Annotated in this window: 18 protein-coding genes and 1 riboswitch; of the genes, 12 read left to right on the top strand and 6 right to left on the bottom strand. The window is 70.8% G+C overall.

What is annotated here, in order from left to right; genetic code table 11:
* Positions 1 to 53: 53 nt before the first annotated feature.
* The gene (locus ABD784_RS04005; RefSeq protein WP_344880264.1) at positions 54 to 1,040 is read left to right on the top strand and encodes a squalene cyclase; all 987 of its coding nucleotides are present in this window, start codon (positions 54 to 56) and stop codon (positions 1,038 to 1,040) included.
* A gap of 27 nt (positions 1,041 to 1,067) precedes the next feature.
* Here ABD784_RS04005 and ABD784_RS04000 read toward each other — a convergent pair whose 3' ends face one another.
* The 4 genes from ABD784_RS04000 to ABD784_RS03985 all read right to left on the bottom strand — a co-directional run bounded on the left by ABD784_RS04000 (position 1,068) and on the right by ABD784_RS03985 (position 4,813).
* On the bottom strand, positions 1,068 to 1,397 hold the full coding sequence (locus ABD784_RS04000) for a carboxymuconolactone decarboxylase family protein (RefSeq protein ID WP_344880262.1): 330 nt from the start codon (positions 1,395 to 1,397) through the stop codon (positions 1,068 to 1,070).
* A gap of 40 nt (positions 1,398 to 1,437) precedes the next feature.
* The gene (locus ABD784_RS03995) at positions 1,438 to 2,868 is read right to left on the bottom strand and encodes an MFS transporter (protein WP_344880258.1); all 1,431 of its coding nucleotides are present in this window, start codon (positions 2,866 to 2,868) and stop codon (positions 1,438 to 1,440) included.
* A 182-nt stretch (positions 2,869 to 3,050) separates the two neighbouring features.
* Positions 3,051 to 3,680 (bottom strand): isochorismatase family protein, encoded by a 630-nt coding sequence (locus tag ABD784_RS03990; RefSeq protein ID WP_344880255.1) that lies wholly within the window; start codon positions 3,678 to 3,680, stop codon positions 3,051 to 3,053.
* A 47-nt stretch (positions 3,681 to 3,727) separates the two neighbouring features.
* Complete coding sequence (locus tag ABD784_RS03985; protein ID WP_344880252.1) at positions 3,728 to 4,813, bottom strand: LLM class flavin-dependent oxidoreductase; 1,086 nt, start codon at positions 4,811 to 4,813, stop codon at positions 3,728 to 3,730.
* Between the two features lie 75 nt (positions 4,814 to 4,888).
* Between ABD784_RS03985 and ABD784_RS03980 the strand changes: the two genes are divergently transcribed.
* On the top strand, positions 4,889 to 5,476 hold the full coding sequence (locus ABD784_RS03980) for a CGNR zinc finger domain-containing protein (RefSeq protein WP_344880249.1): 588 nt from the start codon (positions 4,889 to 4,891) through the stop codon (positions 5,474 to 5,476).
* A gap of 451 nt (positions 5,477 to 5,927) precedes the next feature.
* Complete coding sequence (locus ABD784_RS03975) at positions 5,928 to 6,677, top strand: response regulator (protein ID WP_344880246.1); 750 nt, start codon at positions 5,928 to 5,930, stop codon at positions 6,675 to 6,677.
* A 63-nt stretch (positions 6,678 to 6,740) separates the two neighbouring features.
* On the opposite strand, the gene arfB is transcribed toward ABD784_RS03975, so the two are convergent.
* Positions 6,741 to 7,181: an alternative ribosome rescue aminoacyl-tRNA hydrolase ArfB gene (gene arfB / locus ABD784_RS03970; protein WP_344880243.1), complete on the bottom strand. Its 441-nt coding sequence runs from the start codon at positions 7,179 to 7,181 to the stop codon at positions 6,741 to 6,743.
* An 84-nt stretch (positions 7,182 to 7,265) separates the two neighbouring features.
* Between arfB and ABD784_RS03965 the strand changes: the two genes are divergently transcribed.
* From ABD784_RS03965 to ABD784_RS03950, 4 genes are all read left to right on the top strand, one after another.
* Positions 7,266 to 7,793 carry a DUF421 domain-containing protein gene (locus ABD784_RS03965; RefSeq protein ID WP_344880241.1) on the top strand — a complete coding sequence of 176 codons (528 nt, stop codon included), beginning with the start codon at positions 7,266 to 7,268 and terminating at the stop codon, positions 7,791 to 7,793.
* 87 nt (positions 7,794 to 7,880) lie between these two features.
* The gene (locus ABD784_RS03960) at positions 7,881 to 9,569 is read left to right on the top strand and encodes an ABC-F family ATP-binding cassette domain-containing protein (protein WP_344880238.1); all 1,689 of its coding nucleotides are present in this window, start codon (positions 7,881 to 7,883) and stop codon (positions 9,567 to 9,569) included.
* A 66-nt stretch (positions 9,570 to 9,635) separates the two neighbouring features.
* A riboswitch (TPP riboswitch) is annotated at positions 9,636 to 9,730 on the top strand.
* Between the two features lie 82 nt (positions 9,731 to 9,812).
* Entirely contained in the window at positions 9,813 to 10,649 is an 837-nt protein-coding gene (locus ABD784_RS03955) for a 3-oxoacyl-ACP reductase (protein ID WP_344880235.1), read from the top strand.
* Positions 10,649 to 11,974 (top strand): LLM class flavin-dependent oxidoreductase, encoded by a 1,326-nt coding sequence (locus ABD784_RS03950; RefSeq protein WP_344880232.1) that lies wholly within the window; start codon positions 10,649 to 10,651, stop codon positions 11,972 to 11,974. Before ABD784_RS03955 ends, ABD784_RS03950 begins: the two co-directional genes overlap by 1 nt.
* Before the next feature lie 22 nt (positions 11,975 to 11,996).
* Here ABD784_RS03950 and ABD784_RS03945 read toward each other — a convergent pair whose 3' ends face one another.
* Positions 11,997 to 13,457: a sodium/glutamate symporter gene (locus tag ABD784_RS03945; protein ID WP_344880229.1), complete on the bottom strand. Its 1,461-nt coding sequence runs from the start codon at positions 13,455 to 13,457 to the stop codon at positions 11,997 to 11,999.
* A gap of 222 nt (positions 13,458 to 13,679) precedes the next feature.
* Here ABD784_RS03945 and ABD784_RS03940 point away from each other — a divergent pair, with 222 nt between their 5' ends.
* From ABD784_RS03940 to ABD784_RS03920, 5 genes are all read left to right on the top strand, one after another.
* The gene (locus ABD784_RS03940; protein ID WP_344880226.1) at positions 13,680 to 14,534 is read left to right on the top strand and encodes a formate/nitrite transporter family protein; all 855 of its coding nucleotides are present in this window, start codon (positions 13,680 to 13,682) and stop codon (positions 14,532 to 14,534) included.
* Between the two features lie 48 nt (positions 14,535 to 14,582).
* Positions 14,583 to 15,494 carry an NADP-dependent oxidoreductase gene (locus ABD784_RS03935; protein WP_344880223.1) on the top strand — a complete coding sequence of 304 codons (912 nt, stop codon included), beginning with the start codon at positions 14,583 to 14,585 and terminating at the stop codon, positions 15,492 to 15,494.
* 303 nt (positions 15,495 to 15,797) lie between these two features.
* Positions 15,798 to 17,087 carry a mechanosensitive ion channel gene (locus ABD784_RS03930; RefSeq protein ID WP_344881302.1) on the top strand — a complete coding sequence of 430 codons (1,290 nt, stop codon included), beginning with the start codon at positions 15,798 to 15,800 and terminating at the stop codon, positions 17,085 to 17,087.
* Between the two features lie 248 nt (positions 17,088 to 17,335).
* Entirely contained in the window at positions 17,336 to 17,908 is a 573-nt protein-coding gene (locus ABD784_RS03925) for a mismatch-specific DNA-glycosylase (RefSeq protein WP_344880220.1), read from the top strand.
* A 340-nt stretch (positions 17,909 to 18,248) separates the two neighbouring features.
* A complete protein-coding gene (locus ABD784_RS03920; protein ID WP_344880217.1) occupies positions 18,249 to 19,988 on the top strand; it encodes an ABC transporter family substrate-binding protein in 1,740 nt (579 codons plus the stop codon).
* Positions 19,989 to 20,076 lie beyond the last annotated feature (88 nt).

Raw genomic sequence — 20,076 nt, 5'->3', positions numbered from 1 at the left:
TAGTCGAGTCTGCCGTCCAGGGTTATGCTCGCAAAGGGACGGGGCAAGGGAGTATGGACAAGAAACTCGAAGCGTGGCTGCTCGATTCCGATCCAGCGTTGCGCTGGCAGGTTGAACGCGACCTGCTGGACGCACCGCCGACTGTCTGGGAGAGCACTCGCGCGAAGGTCGCCACGGAGGGGATCGGCGCCGAGCTGCTCTCGCGCCAGGACCCGGAGGGCACCTGGGCCGGAGGCGCCTTCTTCCCGTCGGACTGGGAATTCCGCGAGGATCGGCCGCAGCCGTGGACCGCCACCACCTGGGTCCTCACGGACCTGCGGGAGTGGGGCGTCGACGCCCGCGTCTTGGGGGGCACCGCCGAGAGACTCGAGCGCATCGTCTGGGAGTACGACGACCTGCCCTACTGGCAGGGCGAGGTGGATTGCTGCATCAACTCGTGGACGCTCTCCAACGGCCTCTGGCTGGGAGCGGACGTCGACGGGATCACGACCTGGTTCCTGGACCATCAACTGCCGGACGGCGGATGGAACTGCGAATGGACGGAGGGCTCGAGCCGACCGTCATTCCACTCCACGCTGAACGCGCTCGTCGGGCTGCTCGACTACCAGGTCGCCACGGGTGACGCTGACCGGGTGCGTGCTGCACGCCGCCGTGGGGAGGAGTACCTGCTGGAGCGCTCGCTGTTCCGCCGCCTCTCGACCGGCGAGCCGTTCTCCGAGCGCGCCCTCAGCCTGGCCCATCCACGGCGCGCGTACTACAACGTCCTCGCCGCGGCGGACTACTTCCGGGCCGCCGGCGTCGCCGATGGAACGGTAGCGGACGAACGCCTGGCCGAGGCGATCGGGATCATCCGCGCCCAACGCCAGCCGGATGGCAGATGGCTGCAGGGCCACCGGCTCGCCGGGGAGGTCTGGGCGCATGTCGACGTCCCCGCCGGTGAGCCGTCGAAGTGGGTGACCTTCCAGGCGCTCCGCGTGCTGGCCTGGTGGGATCGATTCACGACGACGACCGCGGTGCCCGGGACTGTGCAGCGTCGATGACGAGCCCGGGGCACGGTCAGGGCGCGGTCAGTCCGACTCGGCGATGCTCTTCATCGCCTTCCAGCCGTGGGTGACGCCGCCGCCGGCCCGCAGCGCTGCCGCGACCATGACGGCCTCGGCGATGTCCGCCTTGGAGGCACCGGCCCGCGCCGCTCGCTTGGCGTGGTCCTCGATGCAGAACGAGCACTGCGTGGTCACCGCGACGCCGACGGCGATCAGCTCGCGAGTGGCGAGATCGAGGTTCCCGGTCTCCTTCCTGAAGACGGCCTTGTCGAAGTCGAACATGGCGGCCACCATCTCCGGTGCGCCTTCTTTGAGGTCCGCCATGAACGCGGCCTCGTCGTTGTGGGAGTGCATGGTGCCTTCCTTTCGTCGTGGCTTGTGGTGTCAGGGGAGGTCAGGAGGGCGACTCGCCGACGGGCTGGGGCGCCTGCGCCTCCGGTGCCACCCGGTCGCTGACCGTGGCAGCGGCCAGTGCGGCCGCCGCGAGAAGGATCGCGGTGCCGACCAGCAGGGCAGTGCTGTATCCCTCCACGAGCTGCCCCGGCGCCGAGCCCGCCGCCCCGGCGGACACGGCCGCTGCGACTCCGGCGAGGACCGCCAGGCCGAGCGCGACGCCGATCTGCTGGGCCGAGTTCAGCAGGGCCGAGGCGATCCCGGCCTTGTCTCCGTCGACGTCGTACACGGCCGCCTGGGTGAGGGCGATGACGCCGAGGCCGAAGCCGAAGGCGATGACGAGCATCGCCGGCGCCATCCCGGTCCAGTAGGCGGTGTCGACCGTGATCCGGGAGAACCAGAACGCGCCGGCTGCACCGAGCAGGGCACCGAGGGCGGCCACCCGGCGGGGCGCCGCGGAGAGCAGCAGCTTGGGCGCCACTCCGGCGCCGAGGACGATGCCCAGTGCGAACGGCAGCCAGGCGAGTCCGGTCATCAGCGGGCTGTACTCGCGGACCTGCTGCAGGTAGAGCGTGATGACGTAGAACGTGCCCATGGGGCCGATCGCCAGGCCCAGCATCGTGAGGTAGGCGCCCGCACGGTTTCGGTCGGCGAGCAGGCTCAGCGGCACCAGCGGGCTCCGGCTGGTGCGCTGGGTGCGGACGAAGACGGCCAGCAGCACGGCGGCCGCGCCGACGAGGGCGTAGGCGACGGGATCCGTGAATCCGTTGGCGCCGAATCGGGTGACGGCGTACACCAGTGCCACCATGCCGCCGGTGCCGAGCCCGGCCTCGACCGTGCCCAGCCGGCCGGCGTGGCGGTTCGCGCCGACCAGGGTGCGGCTGCCGGCCAGCACGAGCAGGCCGATCGGGACGTTGATGAAGAACACCCACCGCCAGTCGAGCAGGTCGGTGAGGACCCCGCCCAGGACGAGGCCGATGATGATGCCGAGGCCGGACATGGCCCCGTAGAGCGAGAGCGCGGCGTCGCGCATCCGCCGGCTGTCGAACGTCGTGGTGATCAGGGCCAGCGCGTTGGGCGCCGCCATGGCCGCGCCGACGCCCTGGACGGCCCGCGCCGCCACCAGCATCCCCGTGCTCTGGCCGAGCCCGCCGAGGAGGGAGGCGAGCACGAAGACCGCGATCCCGACCTGCAGGGTGCGCTTGCGCCCCCACAGGTCGCCGATCCGGCCGCCGAGGAGCAGCAGCGCGCCGAAGGCGAGGACGTAGGCGTTGACCACCCACGGAAGGTGGACCGGCCGGACGTCCAGCTCGGACTGGATGCTCGGCAGGGCGATGTTCACGATCGAATCGTCCAGCACCAGCATCAGCTGGGCGGTGGCGATCACGAGCAGGGGGACGAGCCCGCCTCTGGCCTTCGTGGTTCCTGTCACTCTCTTCTCCTTCTCTGCTCCGGCGGCGGCCGGTGCTGCAGCGTACCGAGGCCCGCGGTCGCCATGCGGTGCGGGGCAACGGTAGGAGAATATACCCCTAGGGGGTATCAATGTCGAACGGGTCCGCACCTGTCGGCGCGCGGGCCCCTCGGGTGCCGCGCGCCGGCCGACGTCGGGCGGCGTCAGCTGCGGGCTCGTCCCTGCGCCGCTGAGGTGACGAGGTCGCTCTTGGCCAGCGCCTCGCCGGAGCGCAGCGCCGCGGTCCACGCCTGCGTCTCCGCCACGGCCGCCCAGTTCGAGTGGAGCAGCGCCATGAGCGTCTCGTGGACCTCCCGCGCGGAGGCGCTGCCGGCGTCGTTCGCGAGGTCGATGGCCCCGGTCGCGTCGGAGAGGACCTCGACGGCGATGCCCAGCGGTTCCGCGGCGGCAGCGGACGCGAGCACGCAGTTGTTCGTCATGTAGCCGACGAGCGTCACCGTGTCGATGTCCCGCTCGCGCAGCCACTCCTCGAGGCCGGTGCCGGCGAAGACGCTCGAGAACTGCTTGGCGATGCGCTGGGCCGCGCGGTCCTCGGCGGCGGCGATGTCCGGGTGGTTCCGCCAGGTGGCGGAGTCGACGGCGAAGACGGGCGCCTCGGCCGGCAGCTGGTGCTGGACGACGACGATCGGGGTGCCGGCCTCCGCGGCGGCGTCGATCGCCTCACGGACGCGGGAGACCGATTCGTCGCGGTCCGGGTGCTGGATGGGCAGGAGGCCCTCGAAGTACTCCTGCTGGGCGTCGATGACGATGAGGGCGCGGCGTGGTGCGGACATGTGGTGCTCCATTCGGTGGTGGGTTGAGGTGGAACTGGTCTGGTCGGTCAGTCGCGGGGGAGGCCGTAGTGGTCGGCGATGAGCCCGATGCCGCGCTCGTCGAGGGCGGCCGAGTGCCCGCCGACGACGAGCATGAGCTCGTCCGCGCCGGTCCGCGCCTGCAGCGCCTCGAGGCGGGCGGCGACGGTCGCGGGGGCGCCGTGGAAGGTACGGGCGGTGTAGGCGTCCAGGATCTGGCGCTCCTGCGCGGTGGCCTGGTATGCCTCCACCTCCTCGGGCGGCAGCAGCAGGTAGCCCTCCCGCTTGAACATGCGGAGCATGGCCATCGCGGACGTCGCGGCCTGGCGTTCCGCGGCCCGGTGGTCGTCGCTGACGGCGACGGGCACGCTGACCAGCGTCCGCGGTTCGGCGAGCGCCGCGGAGGGTTGGAAGCTCTGGCGGTAGGTCTGCAGCGCGGAGTCCACGTCTGCGTCCCCGAACTGCAGGGCGAAGGCGTAGGGGCAGCCCAGCTGCGCGGCCAGCCGCGCGGAGTAGAGGGAGGAGCCCAGGATCCAGGCCTCGGGGCCGGTCGACCCGTGGTGGACGCGGTTCTGCTCGGCCTGCCACGGTCCGGGCACCGCGTGGACGTCCCGGTAGGGGTGGCCCGGCGGGAACTCGTCGCCCAGGAAGCCGAGGAGGTCGAGGAGCTGCTGCGGGAACCCGTCGTTGGCGTCCGCGCCGCGGCGGAGGGCGGCCGCGGTGGCGGGATCGGTGCCGGGCGCGCGGCCCAGCCCGAGGTCGATGCGGTTCGGGGCCAGCGCCTCGAGCATTCCGAACTGCTCTGCGATCAGGAGCGGCGCGTGGTTCGGGAGCATCACGCCGCCGGCGCCGAGTCGGATACGGGCCGTCTCGGCGATGAGCCGGGCGATCATCAGCGGAGGGGATGACACGGAGGTCGCCGCCATGGCGTGGTGCTCGGACATCCAGAACCGGCGGTAGCCGCGCGCGTCGGCCACCCGGGCCAGCGAGACGGTGTTGGCCAGGCCCTGTTCGGCCGTGGTGCCCACGCCGGTCCCGCCGGCGGCGAGGACGGAGAGGGCGAAAGGGGCGGTGCCCGAGGTGGGCTGCTCTGGCATGGAGAACTCAATTCTCATGGAAAACAATCAACTTTTGCGTGACTGACTCTAGCAGGAGTCTCACGGGAAAAGTCCACTGCTACCATGTGAATCATGCAGGAGATCAGCCAGCCACCCGCCCCGGGGTCCGCGGAGCACCCGAGCCTGGCGCTGGCGGGGAGCCTCAACGACCTGCCGGGCACCAGGGGATTCGACGATCTGGCGGATCCGGAGGCGGCCACCGCCTGGCTGGCGGCCCGCGACCTGATCTCGCCGGATGCGGTCCTCTACGAGCTGTGCCGCGGCAGGCTCGTCGGGCTGCGCGCGCACCTGCGGGCCCTCTTCGCGGCACGCGTCTCCTGCGAGGCTCCTCCGGCGGGAGCGATCCAGGCCCTCAATGACGCCCTGACGAGCGTTCCCGGCGCCCGCCTGCTCCGCCACGATCCTGTGGCGGGATTCAGGCGCGAGGCCGATCACCCGGCGACCCAGGTCGTGGAGCACGCCATGGCCACGATCGCCGAGGACGCCGCTTCGCTGCTCACGGGGGCGGAGGCCCCGCAACTCGCCGAGTGCGAGGCGGGGTCGTGCCAACGGTTCTTCCTGCGCACTCATGCCCGACGGCAGTGGTGCTCGAACCGTTGCGGGGACAGGGTCCGCGCCGCACGCGCCTATGCCCGCAAGCGCGTCGGAAGCGGTGTGTAGGAGTCCGCGCCCGCAGGAGGTTCGAGCCTGAGCGGCTCAGGGCTCACCCTCCGTGAGGATGCGGTTCGTCCGACGGCACTCGTGCTGGTGCGGCGAACGCCTTGTGAGCCTCGTCGGACGGCTGTCGCCACGTCAGCCCGAATGCGCCTACCGCGCTGGCCAGCTGGCGAATCCCTGTCCGTGTCCGGTGGAGAGTGCAGCGCGTGTTCTCGAACGCTGCGGACTCACACGAACAACTTTGGGCCTTCACTGGCCCAGTTGCTGACACGGGCGCTCGTGCGGCCCGATATTCCCCTCGAACGACGGAGGTGGTTGAATTCGGTTCCAGCGTCCGTCATCGGGAGTCGGGTGGGTAGAAATGACGTCCAATAGGGGCGGAGATGTCTCCGCCGAGATCGATCGGCCTCAGGGAACATTCGGGAAAGCCATCAAGAGCGGTGTGTATGGCGTCGTGACCATCACGCTCATCTTGGCAATATTATGGGGTGCGGGAACCCTCGCTTTCGACTTTGAGACGGAACTGGCCAACATTGGATTAAATCTCACATCGTTGCTCTCCTTCGCGGCTACCGCTTTCGCGATTGTGCTAGCGGCAGCGATTTATCACATCCAATCGGAAGAGGCCGCTAACGACAGTGAACGTCACAGGGCGGTCCTGGAAAAAATCAAAGGAACGTCTTTCGCCGCTGCCGAGAGTGCGAGATCTGCCCATACCAATACCGACGAAATCCTGAGGTACCTCAACGAGGCGCAGCGGAACCGCACCGGGCATGACATGAACCCCTCGCGGGCCTCCGAAGTCACCGAGAGCCTGTCGTCAATGGTGGTGGACAAGGTTGCTCCAGTTCTCTGGGTCGACGACGATCCTGCATCGATAGTTCTGGAACGGGCTGCATTGCGAGCGGCAGGTATCGCCACCGTATGGGTCGACAGCACTTCTCGTGCGCTGGATCTCCTGGACGGCAATGAGTTCGGAGTCGTGATCACCGACATGGGTCGCAGGGAAGGGCCGCGCGAAGGGTACGTGCTGCTCGAAGCGATGCAGGATCAACGCCATCGAACGCCGGTCATCGTGTACTCCGGGTCGGACCGGCAGGAGCACGAGCAAGAAGCATTGAGCCGGGGATGTGCAGGTGCTACGAGCGATCCTACGAGGCTCTTCCAACTGGTGAGGCGCGAGCTTCAGCGAGACCGGGGCTGAAGGCCGGCGTCCTTCATGCGATGTTGCACGCGCAGGGGCGAATCGGCCCCGGCTTCACCGGGGTCATTCGTGCCGCGGGTCTCGCCGGTTGCGCTTGACCTCGGAGCGCTGCCGCTTGGCCACGATCCGGCGCCGCTGCGAGCCGCGGGTGGGGCGGGTCGCCCGCCGCGGCGGGACGGGTACGACGGCGTCGCGCAGGAGCTCGGCGAGCCGTTGCCGCGCGGCCGCCCGGTTCCGCCACTGCGACCGGTGCTCGGAGGCGTCGATGGTCAGGATGCTCCCGGTGCATCGCTCCGCCAGCCGGTCCAGGACCCGTCGGCGCTGCACGGGGTCGAGCGCCGTCGTCGTCCCCAGATCCAGGCTCAGCTGGACCCGGGAGTCCGCGGTATTGACGCCCTGGCCGCCCGGACCGGAGGAGCGCGAGAACTGCTCGACCAGCTCCGCCGCCGGGACCCTGAGCCCGTGCGGCGCGCCGGGTCCCGGGGGTACGCGTACGTCGTCCACGGGACCAGTCTGCCGCACGCCGGCCGGGGCCGCGGCGACGCGGGCGGGCTGGACGGGGCAGCCCCGCTGCGGCACGCTGTGCCCATGTGGTTCGATTCCTGGTCAGACCTCCTGCGCATCGTGCTGGTCGGCGCGGCCGCCTACGCGACGCTCGTCGTCGTCCTGCGGCTCACCGGGAAGCGGACCCTGGCCCAGCTCAACGCCTTCGACTTCGTGGTCACCGTGGCGTTCGGCTCCACGCTCGCGACCATCCTGCTCAGCGCCGACGTCTCCTGGACGGAGGGCGCGGCGGCCTTCGCCGTGCTCGCGTCGCTGCAGCTGCTCGTGGCGCTCATCGCGTCCCGCTGGCCCGGATTCAAGAAGGCGGTCACGGCCGAGCCGGACGTGCTGCTCCTGCACGGCCGGATGGACGCCGACGCCCTGCGCCGCCACCGGATGACGGAGAGCGAGGTCCGCCAGGCCGTGCGGCAGACCGGACGGGGAGACCTCGGCGACGTCGCCGCCGTCGTCCTGGAGACCAACGGGACGCTCAGCGTGATCGGCGCGCAGGACTGGGGCGACGCGTCCGCGCTCGAGGGACTCGACGTCGGCCAGCGGCCCGGGCGGGACTGAGTCGCCGCGACTGGGCGGGCGCGACTGAGCGAGCGCCAGTGAGCGGCCGGGACCGCGGCGGCGGGACGGCAGTGGGAGAATGGGCGGATGACCGCAACCCTCGTCGCCCACGGCCTCGCCGGCGGGTACGGCCACCGCACGCTCTTCGACTCCCTCGACCTGACGGTCGCGCCCGGCGACGTGGTCGGCGTGGTGGGAGCGAACGGCGCCGGCAAGTCGACGCTGCTCAAGCTCCTCGCCGGCGTCGAGGCACCCCAGGCCGGGAGCGTCACCCTCTCGCCGGCCGACGCGTTCGTCGGCTGGCTGCCGCAGGAGCACGAGCGCGTCCCCGGGGAGACCGTGACCGAGTACATCGGCCGCCGGACCGGGTGCGCCGAGGCCACGCGCAGCATGGAGGCCGCGGCGCTGGCGCTCGCCGACCCCGACGCCGGAACCGGTCATCGGGACGGCGGCCAGGACCCCGGCGACGTGTACGCTGCGGCGCTCGACCGGTGGCTCGCCAGCGGCGCCGCCGACCTCGACGAGCGGCTCCCGGTGGTGCTCGCCGAGCTCGGCCTGGACCTGGACGGGCCGCTCACCGCCGACCGCGCCGAGCAGATGCTCATGACGTCGCTCTCCGGCGGGCAGGCCTCGCGCGTGGGGCTGGCGGCGCTCCTGCTCTCGCGGTTCGACGTCGTCCTGTTGGACGAGCCGACGAACGACCTCGACCTGGACGGGCTCGAGCGGCTGGAGGAGTTCGTCCGCGGACTGCGCGGGGGAGTGGTGCTGGTCAGCCACGACCGCGAGTTCCTGGCCCGGTGCGTCACCCGGGTGCTCGAGCTGGACCTGGCGCAGGGCTCCAACCGGGTGTACGGCGGCGGCTACGACGCCTACCTCGAGGAGCGGGCGACCGTCCGGCGCCACCTGCAGGAGAAGTACGACGAGTTCGCCGAGAAGAAGGCCGACCTGGTCTCGCGGGCGCGCACCCAGCGGGAGTGGTCCAGCCAGGGCGTGCGGAACGCGATGAAGAAGTCGCCGGACAACGACAAGATCAAGCGGAAGGCGTCCACCGAGTCCAGCGAGAAGCAGGCGCAGAAGGTACGGCAGATGGAGAGCCGGATCGCCCGGCTGGAGGAGGTCGAGGAGCCGCGGAAGGAGTGGCAGCTGGCCTTCACGATCGGTGCGGCGCCGCGCTCGAGCTCGGTCGTCTCCACGCTCAGCGGTGCCGTGGTCCGGCAGGGCGAGTTCACCCTCGGCCCGGTGTCGCTGCAGGTCAACGCGGGGGAGCGGATCGGCATCACCGGTCCCAACGGTGCCGGCAAGTCCACGCTGCTGCGCACGCTGCTGGGCCGCCGCCGTCCCGACGAGGGGACCGCGAGCCTCGGCCCGAGCGTGCAGATCGGCGAGATCGACCAGGCGCGCTCGCTGCTGGCCGGGCCCGAGCCGCTGGCCGCCGCGTTCGAGCGCGTGCTGCCGGAGATGGCGTCCGGCGAGGTCCGCACGCTGCTGGCGAAGTTCGGGCTCAAGGCCGAGCACGTGAACCGTCCCGCCGGGGAGCTGTCGCCGGGGGAGCGGACCCGGGCCGGCCTGGCCGTGCTGCAGGCGCAGGGCGTCAACCTGCTGGTGCTCGACGAGCCCACCAATCACCTGGACCTGCCGGCGATCGAGCAGCTCGAGCAGGCGCTCGAGAGCTACGACGGGACCCTGCTGCTGGTCACCCATGACCGCCGCATGCTCGCGACCGTGCGGACGGACCGGCACTGGCGCGTCGAGGCCGGCACGGTCACGGAGGCCTGAGCGTCACGCAGGCGTCGCCGTCGTGATCCGCGCCTCGGCGGACCAGCGGCCGTGGTACGGTCCTCATGCAATGACTCGGGGCGCCACCAGCGGTGGCTGAGAGAGAACCCGTCGAACCTGATCCAGTTAGCACTGGCGTAGGGATGTCTGCAGCGATCCTCCGCGGGTCGCCCGGCGCGCGACGCCAGGGCGGCGCCGCCGAGCGTCCGCACGCGCCCTCGCCACCAGCAGAAGGGCACGCACATGACGACCACCGAAGCCGGCACCGCAGACCGCGGGGACGCCTCCACCACAGGCACCCCGGCCACCACGGCCGCGCCGCCGATCGCGGAGCAGACCGTCGTCGTCACCGGCGGGGCCCGCGGGCTCGGCCGGAGCATCACCGAGGCGTTCCTCCGCCACGGTGCCCGCGTCGTCGTGGGCTACCACTCCAGCCGGGACGCGGCCGAGGAGATCGCGGCCGCGCACCCCGGCCGGGCGGTGGTCGTCCGGGCCGACGTGCGGGACCGCGCCCAGGTCGACGCGCTCGTCGCACGCGGCCGCGAGGCCTTCGGCGCTCCCGTCGCCACGGTGGTCAACAACGCCCTGGTCGACTTCTCCTTCAACGGCGACGCACGCGCCCGCGCGCACGAGATCGGCTTCGACGCCTTCGCCGACCAGTTCTCCGGCGCCGTCCAGGGCGCCGTGAACGTGGTGCAGGCCGCTCTGTCCGACTTCGACGCCCTCGGCTCCGGCCGTGTGGTCAACATCGGGACCAACCTCTTCCAGAACCCCGTGGTCCCGTATCACGACTACACGGCCGCGAAGGCCGCCCTGCTGTCGCTGACGCGCACCTTCGCCGCCGATCTGGGCCCGCGCGGGGTCCGGGTCAACATGGTCAGCGGCGGCCTGCTGCGCACCACGGACGCCAGCGCCGCGACCCCGGAGGCGGTGTTCGACGCGATCGCGGCGGGGACCCCGCTGGGCTCCGTCACCACGCCGGAGGAGTTCGCCGACACCGTCCTCTTCTTCGCGTCGCCGTGGTCCCGGGCCGCCACCGGGCAGAACCTGGTGGTTGACGGCGGACTGGTGAACAACTGATGGGGGACGACGCCGCCGTCCGCCCGAGCATCCACCTGAACCTCTTCGCCTTCGGCTGCGGGCACCACGCCGCCGCCTGGCGAGCGCCCGACTCGAGCGTGGACCGGCTGGGCGACATCGCCTACTGGGAGGAACTGGCCCGCACGGCCGAGCGCGGCGGCCTCGACGCGATCTTCCTCGCCGACGGCCAGTCCGTGGGCCTGGACGGCATCGACCGCGGCCCGCGCTGGTTCCTGGAGCCCATCACCACCCTCGCCGCCCTCGCGCGGGCGACCGAGCGGATCGGCCTGGTCACCACGGTCTCCAGCACGTTCTGGACGCCGTTCCACGCCGCCCGGCAACTGGCCGGGCTCGACCACATCTCCGGCGGCCGGGCCGGCGTCAACGTCGTGACGTCCATGACCGATGAGGAGGCCCGCAACCACTCCATGCCCGCGCTGCCCGGCCACGCCGAGCGGTACGGCCGGGCCGAGGAGTTCGTCTCCGCCCTGACCGCGCTCTGGGACTCCTGGCCCCGTTCGGCGATCCTCGCCGACGCGGACGGCGCCTACGTCGACACGGAGCAGCTGCGGCCCGTGAACCACCGCGGCGAGTGGTTCGACGTCGCCGGCCCGCTCAACGTGCCCCAGCCGCCGCAGGGGCGCCCGGTCCTGTTCCAGGCCGGCGCGTCCGGGCCGGGGCGCGACCTCGCGGCCCGGTACGCGGAGGGGGTCTACGCCGTGGCCTGGGACCTCGAGTCCGCGCGCGCCTACCGGGAGGACGTCCGCGACCGCGCCAGGCGCCTGGGCCGGGACCCCGACGACGTCGTCGTCATGCCCGGGCTCGTCACCTTCGTCGGGGCCACCGAGGCCGAGGCGCGCGAGCGCCAGCGAGCCCTCAACGAGCTCCTGCCCGTGGAGGACTCGCTGCGCCAGCTCGCGTTCTTCGTCGGGACAGACACGTCCGGCTGGGAGCTCGATGCACCAGTGCCGCCGCTGCCACCGCTCGAGGAGTTCACCGGGCCGCAGGGCCGCTACGCCACCGTGCTGCGGATCATCGAGTCCAAGCGGCCGACGGTCCGCGAGCTCCTCGGCTATCTGGCCGCCGGCGGCGGGCACGCCACCTTCGTCGGCACCCCGGAATCGGTCGCCGACGAGATCGAGCGGTGGGTCGACGCCGGGGCCGCCGACGGCTTCAACCTCATGCCGCCGGCCCTGCCGCAGGGGATCGAGGACTTCGTCGACCACGTGGTCCCGATCCTGCAGGAACGCGGCCGGTTCCGCCGGGGCTACGCCGGCCGCACCCTGCGCTCGCATCTGGCCGCCGACGTCGTCCCCGCCGGATAGGACCGCCGCGGAGCCGCGGGCGTCAGGCCGGGGTGCGCTGGAGCTCCGCGGCCCGCTCCCGGTGCTCCCGCCGGGCGGTGGGGCCGAAGGCCAGCAGACCGCCGACGGTCGCGACGAGGAACAGGATGCCCATGCCGATCAGCAGCGGCCACGGGCCGACGAAGAAAATGATCGGCACGGCCATGGCCGTCACGAGCCCGCCGCCGAAGAACGGCTCGAAGACCAGCTGCTTGTAGCCGAACGCCTCGAAGGCGGGGGACTTCGCCTCCGGGTCGGTGATGCGCATCAGGATCAGCCCGGTCGCGGTGACGCCCATGGACTGGCCGAAGTCGCCGATCGCGCGCTCGAACCAGAAGCGGCCGATGACCTTGGGGGCGAAGAAGTAGAAGACCGCCACGGTGAAGGCGATGCCGGCGACCGCCAGGAGCAGGAAGGTCGCCAGGTTCTCGCCGATGGCCGTGATGGACAGGGTGGCGATCGCGGAGACGATCAGGAAGTCCAGCGCCAGGCCCTGGATCCGGAGCATCATCTGGTGGTCGATCAGGTGGTCGACCCGGAGCGCCTTGGCCGCCGCCTGCACGATGACGCCACCGAGCAGCGCCAGCGGGAAGAGCGGGACGCTGCCGAAGATCTCGAGGGTGACGCCGTCGCGGATCTCGGTGCTGCCGTAGGTCGCGGACTCGATCCAGCGCAGCGCCTCGAGGATCGCCCAGCCCACGAGGATCGCGACGGCGCAGATGGCCACATGCAGTGCCAGCGGTTCCACGGAGGCGGGCCGGGACGTCATGGTCGCGGCCGGGTAGTACTCGTCGCGGCGGAAGAGTCCGCGCTGCTCCTCCACGGAGGCGGAGACCTGCCCGCTGAGGAACTCCGTCCGGCCGGTGCGGGCGCCCCAGTTGATCAGACCGATGCCGATGACGATGCCGCCGACGATGCCCACGGTCGCCAGTCCCACCGCGAGGTCAGCGCCGGAGTCGAAGCCGAGCGACTGGAACGTCTCGCGCATGCCGGCCGCGGTCCCGTGGCCGCCCTCGAAGCCGACCTCGATGAGCGCGCCCACCATGGGCGTGGCGGAGAAGAAGGGGACCAGGACCAGGATCGCGAGCAGCAGACCCACGACGTACTGTCCCGACCCGAGGGCCACGCCGAGGCTGAGCTGCGGGCCCACCAGCTTCACCGCGCGGGAGAACCGGGGCAGGTCCTGGCCCAGGAACATCGTGGCGAACACGACGCTGATGAGCAGTCCCGGCAGCGCGCCCCAGACCTCGAGGATCTGCGGGGTGAAGATCCCGGACTCGGCCAGAGAGCCGCCGGCCAGTTTGCCGAGCACCTGCGGCCCGAGCAGCAGGAGCAGGGCCCCGGCGATAATCGAGCTGGGCAGGAAGAGCCGCTGCACCCATTTGACCTTGACGCGGACGAGCTTCCCGACGATGAGGAAGGCACCGAGCACCAGGATGGCGAACCCGATCTGGGCAGGGGACATATCGAAGAATCTCCTTGCAGTTCACAGTTTCCGACCCGCTCGCGGGCGGTTCCGGCTCACGCGGGGCCCACGGGCCCCGGCGGAGACGACGGGATGGCCGTGGCGAGGACGCACCCGGCCACCCGGGAACGATACGGTCTGCGGCGCTCGAGCGCCCTGCGGCGCGCGGGGCCGGGCCCGAATCCGCCCTCCGGCACGGCACCGCGGCCGTATGCTGTGCGCATGGAGGAGAGGGAGCAGCGCGAGCGACTCGGCAGCAACGACCTGGACATCGAGGACGCGCTGCTCGACGAGGCCGTCGGCACGGTGGTCACGGGGGCGGAGCGGCTGAACCGCCGGTGGCCCGAGCTGATCGTCACCGGGTTCTTCGGCGGCGTCGACGTCGGGCTCGGCATCCTGGCCATGATCCTCGTCAAGGAGGCCACCGGCTCGGACATCCTGGCGGGGCTGGCCTTCGGCGTCGGGCTCCTGGCGCTCAAGCTGGCGCACTCCGAACTGTTCACCGAGGAGTTCCTGCTCCCACTCAACGCCGTCATCGCCGGGCAGGGCACGTGGCTGCAGCTCCTGCGGCTGTGGTCGGTCAGCCTGGTCACCAACCTGCTCGGCGGGTTGGCGTTCGGCTGGCTGATCGTCCTCGGCCTGCCGGACTACCACCGGGTCCTCATCGACGCCGCGGTCGGGTACCTGGACCAGCCGTCGCTGGTCGTCATGATCGCGCTCTCGCTGCTCGCCGGCGCCGTCATCACGCTCTCCACCCGGATGCAGCAGGGCACGGGGGAGGACACGGTGGCCGCCGTGATCTGCTTCGTCTCCGGTCTGCTGGTCATCGGCTTCGGCATGCTCCACGGGGCGCTGAACGCCATCATCATCTTCGCCGCCATGCTCGCGGGCGCGGACATCTCCGTGGCCGACTTCCTCGGCTGGTTCGCCGTGGTGATCCCCTTCAACATGCTGGGCGGGCTCCTGGTCATCGCCCTGCCCCGCGTGGCGCGCACCCGGCGGATCCTCAAGGCCCTGCGCACCGGGCGCCTCTCCCTCGAGGAGCTGGAACGGGAATCCGGCGAGAAGTCCGGCTGAACCGGGAATGCGTCCCGGCCCGCGGGGGTTGACGCCGGTATGCGAGCCATGACGTACGCCGAATACGGCGAGCCCAGGACCCTGACCCCGACCGAACTGCCCACGCCGAAGGTGGGCCCCGGCAACGTGCTCATCAAGGTGGAGCGCGCCTCCGTGAACCCCGTCGACTGGAAGCTCATGGCGGGCGGCCTCGACGGTCTGCTCGACGTCTCCTTCCCCGTGGTCCCCGGGTGGGACGTCTCCGGTGTGGTCGAGGCCGTCGGCCCCGACACCCCGGAGTTCTCCCCGGGCGACCGGGTGGCCTCCTACGCCCGCAAGGACGTGGTCTCCGGCGGCACCTACGCCGAATTCGTGTCCGTGCCGGCCACCAGCGTCGCGCGGATCCCGGACGGAGTGGAATACGACGTCGCCGCGGGCCTGCCCCTGGTCGGCCTCACCGCGCTGCGGTCCCTCGAGACCCTCGAGCTCACCGAGGAGGACACGCTCCTCATCCACGCCGCGTCCGGCGGTGTGGGCTTCGCCGCCGCCCAGCTCGCCGTCGGGATCGGCGCCACGGTCATCGGCACGGCGTCGGAGCGGAACCACGAGCGGCTGCGCGGGATCGGCGTCCAGCCGGTCGCCTACGGTGACGGGCTGGAGGACCGGGTGCGCGCGCTGGCCCCCGACGGCGTCACCGCCGTCGCCGACTTCGTCGGCGGCGTCCGCGAGACCACGCTGGCCGTCCTGGCCCCCGGCGGGCGGCACATCTCCATCGCGGACCCGTCCGTCGAGGAGGCCGGGGGCCGCTGGGTCTGGGTCCGTCCCGACGGGGCCCGCCTGCAGGAGCTGCTGCAGAAGGTCGCCTCGGGAGCGCTGCGCGTCGTCGTCGACCGCGTGTTCCCGCTCGAGGAGGCCGCCGCGGCGATGGAGGCGAACATCGCCGGCTCCGACGGGAAGGTCGTCATCGACGCGACCCGCTGAGCCGGGGGGCCGCTGCCCCCGGTACCCCGTGCTGCTGGAGCCCCGACCGGATCGGGCGGGGCTCCCGTGCGTCCTGCGCACCGGCGGCCATCAAGGCCCGCTCAATCGATATCGGCAACGGCTCAAGATCGACAGCATTTGTTCGCAAGAGGCCTAGTCATACCACTGTGCGAGTTCTAGTGTGGCGATCAGGGGGATGAGCCGGCTCACAGTCGGCGGGAATCGAAGACGCAACGAAGGAGCCCGACGATGCAGGACACAGGAACGTGGGGAAACATCGATTGGCCCAGTATGGCCATGAAGGTGGCATTGGCCATTGTGATCTTGTTGGTCACCTGGATCATCGCCAAGGCGGTCAAATGGGCCGTCGCCAAACTCGTAACCAAGATCCCGGCCCTCCAGAAGCAGGGCGGCGACGGCCGGCAGGTCGGTGAATCACTCGGCCAGATCGCCTCGCTGCTCGTCTGGCTGTTCGGCCTGATGGCCATCCTCCAGCTGTTTGCCCTGCAGCAGGTGCTGGCACCGATCCAGGGCCTGCTGAACGGAGTGCTGGGCTTCCTGCCGAACCTCATCGGCGCGGCCGTCCTCTTCATCATCGGCTACGTGCTGGCCAAGATCGTCCGTCAGCTCATCGAGGCGGCGCTGGGCACCGTCGATCTGAGCAAGCTGACGAGCAAGTTCAAGAAGCGTGACGAGCCCGTCGACCCCGTGGAGTCGGTCGAGCAGAACAACAAGGTCGCCGCCCTCGTGGGCAACCTGGTGTTCGGCATCATCATGATCGTGGTCTCGATCGCGGCCCTGCAGGTCCTCGGGATCGAGGCGATCTCCAACCCGGCGCAGGACATGCTGAACATGTTCCTCAACGCCATCCCGGCGATCATCGGCGCGGCCATCCTCCTGGCCATCGGCTACGTGATCTCCAAGTTCCTCGGCAAGCTGCTCGAGGACCTCCTCCGCGGCCTCGGCACCGACCGCTCGCTCCGCGAGCTGGGGATCGTCCCCGAGGGCACCAGCGGCTCCACCGTGATCACGCGCATCGTGCAGTTCGCCATCATGGTGTTCTTCGCGGTCATGGCGGCCCGCCTGCTGAACTTCCCCGAAGTCACGCGCATGCTGGAGGAGATCCTGGAACTCGGCGGCGCCGTCCTCTTCGGCGGAGTCATCATCGCGGCCGGTTTCCTGATCGCCAGCATCATCGGGCGCTTCATCACCAACAAGGCCGCCAGCGGCATCCTCCGCTACGCGACCATCGCCCTGTTCATCGCCATGGGCCTGCGCTACATGGGGATCGCGGACTCGATCATCAACCTGGCCTTCGGCGCCATCGTCGTCGGCGCGGCGCTGGCCGCGGCGCTGGCCTTCGGCCTCGGCGGCCGCGAGGCCGCCGCGAAGGTCCTCCAGAAGGTGGACGTCCAGGAGCTCGGCGCCAAGGCGGAGGAGTCCACGCCGAAGTCCGGCGGGAGCCGCACGGCCCCGCCGACGCCTCCCACGCCGCCGGCCTCCCCGTCCGCCGGCACCGACCCGACGCACCGCGCCGGCGGCCCCGGCTCCACGCCGGGATCCACCCCGGGGCAGGGCGGTCCGGTCCTCTGACCGGATCGGGAAACCACCTCCGACTGAAGCGAACCACCTCCAACTGAAGCAGGACCGGCCCGGGTGACCCCCGCCCGGGCCGGTACCGCGACGGCGGCGCGAGGCGACCCGACCCACGGGCGTCGCGCGCCGCCGTCGTGCTGTTCTGCCACCATGGACCCAGTCCGGACAGGAACCGCGGCACGCCGTGCCGCGCAGACGACGACGCCGCGCCCCGGTCCGTAGCCGGCGGCGGGAGAGGAGCGGGCATGGGATTCAGCCGCAGCGAACTGGAGTCCTTCCGGGACGCGGAGGTCCCGGACCTGCTGCCGGAGGACCTGCGCCTGCTGCTGGTCGGCATCAACCCGAGCCTCTGGACGGCCGCGACGGGCGCACCGTTCGCGCACCCCGGGAACCGCTTCTACCCCGCCCTGCACGCCGCCGGCATCACGTCCTACCGGATCGACGCCTCCGCCGGCTACTCGGACGCCGACCTGGACGAGCTCCTGGGCCGCGGCATCGGCATCACCAACCTGTCCAGCCGGGCCACGGTGCGCGCCGACGAGCTGACCCGGCAGGAGCTGCGCGACGGCGCCGCCCGGCTCGACGCGCTCGTCGCGGAACGGCGGCCGGCCGTGGTGGCGATGCTCGGGGTGACGGCCTACCGCACCGCCTTCGGCCTCCCGCGGGCCAGGACGGGGCTGCAGGAGCAGCGGTGGCGGGGCGTCGAACTGTGGGTGGCGCCCAACCCCAGCGGACTGAACGCGCACGCGACCACCGCATCGCTGGCGCGCGACTACCGAACCATCGCCGAACGCGCCGGACTGGACGTCGCCCGGTGACGGGCCGCCGGACCCGCGTCATGAAACGACCGATTGAAAACATCTTGTTACAGGCCCGCTGAGCCGCGCGGGGACGGCAGGAAGTGATTGAAAACAGCCAACCTGAAAGACTTCCTTGATTTTCCGGACCTCCCGCGCGGTCCGGCCACACCCGGGCGGGGAGCGGAGGCCCGCAGAGCGAATGTTGCGACTGAGTAACTTTCAACGGGGCCTGAAAAATCCCATATTCAAGAACCGCTTCAGGGGCTAAGGTGTCTCGTGTGAGGTAGACCACGTTGGATGGTTTGCCGGGTCCGGCCTGGTGCCGGAGCCCATCCACCATGAAACACAAGGAGGCGGAATGCGTCTGAAGCGTATTTCCATGGCAGTTGCAGCAGGTGCCGCGCTGGGTCTCGCGCTGAGCGCCTGCGCACCCACCGACGCCGGCGACGGCGGGAACGGCGAGGCCAACGGCGGCAGCGCGGACCAGTCCATCGCGGTCTCGGTCGGACCGAACGACTTCATCAGCTACAACGGCTTCACGCCGGAGTCCTACAGCACCTACAACTCGTCGATCGTCGACCGGATGCAGGCGGGCTTCTCGACGTTCGGCACCGAGGGCGAGATCATCCCGAACGAGGACCTGGGCTCCTACGAGATGGTGAGCGAGGACCCGATGGTCATCGAGTACACCATCTCCGATGACGCCGTCTGGTCCGACGGGACGCCGATCACCGTCGCCGACGCCGTGCTGGCGTGGACCGTCCAGAACGCGACCCTGACCAGCGGCGACTCGCCCCTGTTCAACTCCGTCTCCCAGGACCTCGGCGAGGAGGTGCCGGAAGGCCCGCAGGGCGACCCGGCGGGCAAGAAGTTCACGGTCGAGTTCGCCGAGCCGAACCCGGACTGGGAGATCCAGACCTGGATGCTCCACCCCGCGCACGTCGTCGCCGAGCAGGCCGGCATGAGCATCGAGGAGTTCGTCCAGGCCGCCCGCGACGGCGACGCCGAGGCGCTCGCTCCCGCGGCCGAGTTCTGGAACACCGGGTGGCACACCGACCCGGGCACGCTCCCGGACGAGGCGCAGGTGCCGGTCAGCGGCCCGTACAAGTTCGGCTCCTGGGAGGCCGGGCAGTCCGTGACGCTCGTCCCGAACGAGAACTACTACGGCGAGAAGGCGGCCAACGACGAACTGGTCTTCCGCTTCGTCGACCAGGGCGCCATGGTGCAGGCCCTGGACAACGGCGACCTCGACGTCATCGCCCCGCAGCCGACTGTCGATACGCTGAGCCAGCTCGAGGGCCTCGGCGATGCGGTGAACATCCACCAGCGCGACACGCTGACGTGGGAGCACCTCGACTTCAACTTCGTCGACGGGGCCCTCTTCGCCGACAACCTGGAGCTGCGCAAGGCCTTCGCCATGTGCGTGCCGCGCCAGCAGATCGTCGACAACCTCATCAAGCCCATCAACCCGGAGGCGCAGGTCCTCAACGCACGCGAGGTCTTCCCGTTCCAGGAGAACTACGAGGAGATCGTCTCCGACTCCTACGAGGGCCAGTACGACGAGGTCGACATCGAGGGCGCGAAGGCCATCGTCGACGAGCTGGGGGCCGCGGGCACCGAGGTCCGCATCGGCTACTCGGCACCCAACCCGCGGCGCACCGACCAGGTCGCCATGATCAAGTCGTCCTGCGACCAGGCGGGCTTCAACATCGTCGACGCCGGCAATGCCGACTTCTTCCAGCCGGGCGGCACCCAGGAGCGCGGCGACTACGAGGTAGCCCTGTTCGCCTGGGCCGGCTCCGGCCAGATCACCTCCGGCGAGAACATCTACGGCACGGGCAAGCCGCAGAACTACGGCCAGTACTCCAACGAGGAGGTCGACGCGGCCTGGAACCGCCTGGCCACCTCGCTCGACGAGTCCGTCCACATGGAGGAGACCAAGAACATCGAGCGACTGCTGTGGGAGGACCTCTTCGGGATCCCGCTCTTCGCCCACCCGGGTCTCGACGCCTCCGCCTCCGACATCGAGAACGTCGAGGGCACGGCGACGCAGGACGGCATCGTCTGGAACGCCGAGGAGTGGCACCGGGCCGAGTAGTCGGCGGCTAGTGCTCACAAAATAGACGTGTGGGGCGCGGCGCACAGCGTGCCGGGCCCCACACGCCCGTCCGGGGCCGCCAGCGGGC

It is taken from the genome of Zhihengliuella alba, assembly GCF_039538765.1.
GTDB lineage: Bacteria > Actinomycetota > Actinomycetes > Actinomycetales > Micrococcaceae > Zhihengliuella > Zhihengliuella alba.
This window is presented reverse-complemented; position numbering and strand designations above follow the sequence as displayed.

Excerpts from the sequence above, each read along its gene's own strand:
- ABD784_RS04005 (WP_344880264.1), top strand. The coding sequence starts at position 54 with ATGGACAAGAAACTCGAAGCGTGGCTGCTCGATTCCGATCCAGCGTTG.
- ABD784_RS04000 (WP_344880262.1), bottom strand. The coding sequence starts at position 1,397 with ATGCACTCCCACAACGACGAGGCCGCGTTCATGGCGGACCTCAAAGAA.
- ABD784_RS03990 (WP_344880255.1), bottom strand. The coding sequence starts at position 3,680 with ATGTCCGCACCACGCCGCGCCCTCATCGTCATCGACGCCCAGCAGGAG.
- ABD784_RS03985 (WP_344880252.1), bottom strand. The coding sequence starts at position 4,813 with ATGAGAATTGAGTTCTCCATGCCAGAGCAGCCCACCTCGGGCACCGCC.
- ABD784_RS03980 (WP_344880249.1), top strand. The coding sequence starts at position 4,889 with ATGCAGGAGATCAGCCAGCCACCCGCCCCGGGGTCCGCGGAGCACCCG.
- ABD784_RS03965 (WP_344880241.1), top strand. The coding sequence starts at position 7,266 with ATGTGGTTCGATTCCTGGTCAGACCTCCTGCGCATCGTGCTGGTCGGC.
- ABD784_RS03960 (WP_344880238.1), top strand. The coding sequence starts at position 7,881 with ATGACCGCAACCCTCGTCGCCCACGGCCTCGCCGGCGGGTACGGCCAC.
- ABD784_RS03955 (WP_344880235.1), top strand. The coding sequence starts at position 9,813 with ATGACGACCACCGAAGCCGGCACCGCAGACCGCGGGGACGCCTCCACC.
- ABD784_RS03950 (WP_344880232.1), top strand. The coding sequence starts at position 10,649 with ATGGGGGACGACGCCGCCGTCCGCCCGAGCATCCACCTGAACCTCTTC.
- ABD784_RS03945 (WP_344880229.1), bottom strand. The coding sequence starts at position 13,457 with ATGTCCCCTGCCCAGATCGGGTTCGCCATCCTGGTGCTCGGTGCCTTC.
- ABD784_RS03940 (WP_344880226.1), top strand. The coding sequence starts at position 13,680 with ATGGAGGAGAGGGAGCAGCGCGAGCGACTCGGCAGCAACGACCTGGAC.
- ABD784_RS03935 (WP_344880223.1), top strand. The coding sequence starts at position 14,583 with ATGACGTACGCCGAATACGGCGAGCCCAGGACCCTGACCCCGACCGAA.
- ABD784_RS03925 (WP_344880220.1), top strand. The coding sequence starts at position 17,336 with ATGGGATTCAGCCGCAGCGAACTGGAGTCCTTCCGGGACGCGGAGGTC.
- ABD784_RS03920 (WP_344880217.1), top strand. The coding sequence starts at position 18,249 with ATGCGTCTGAAGCGTATTTCCATGGCAGTTGCAGCAGGTGCCGCGCTG.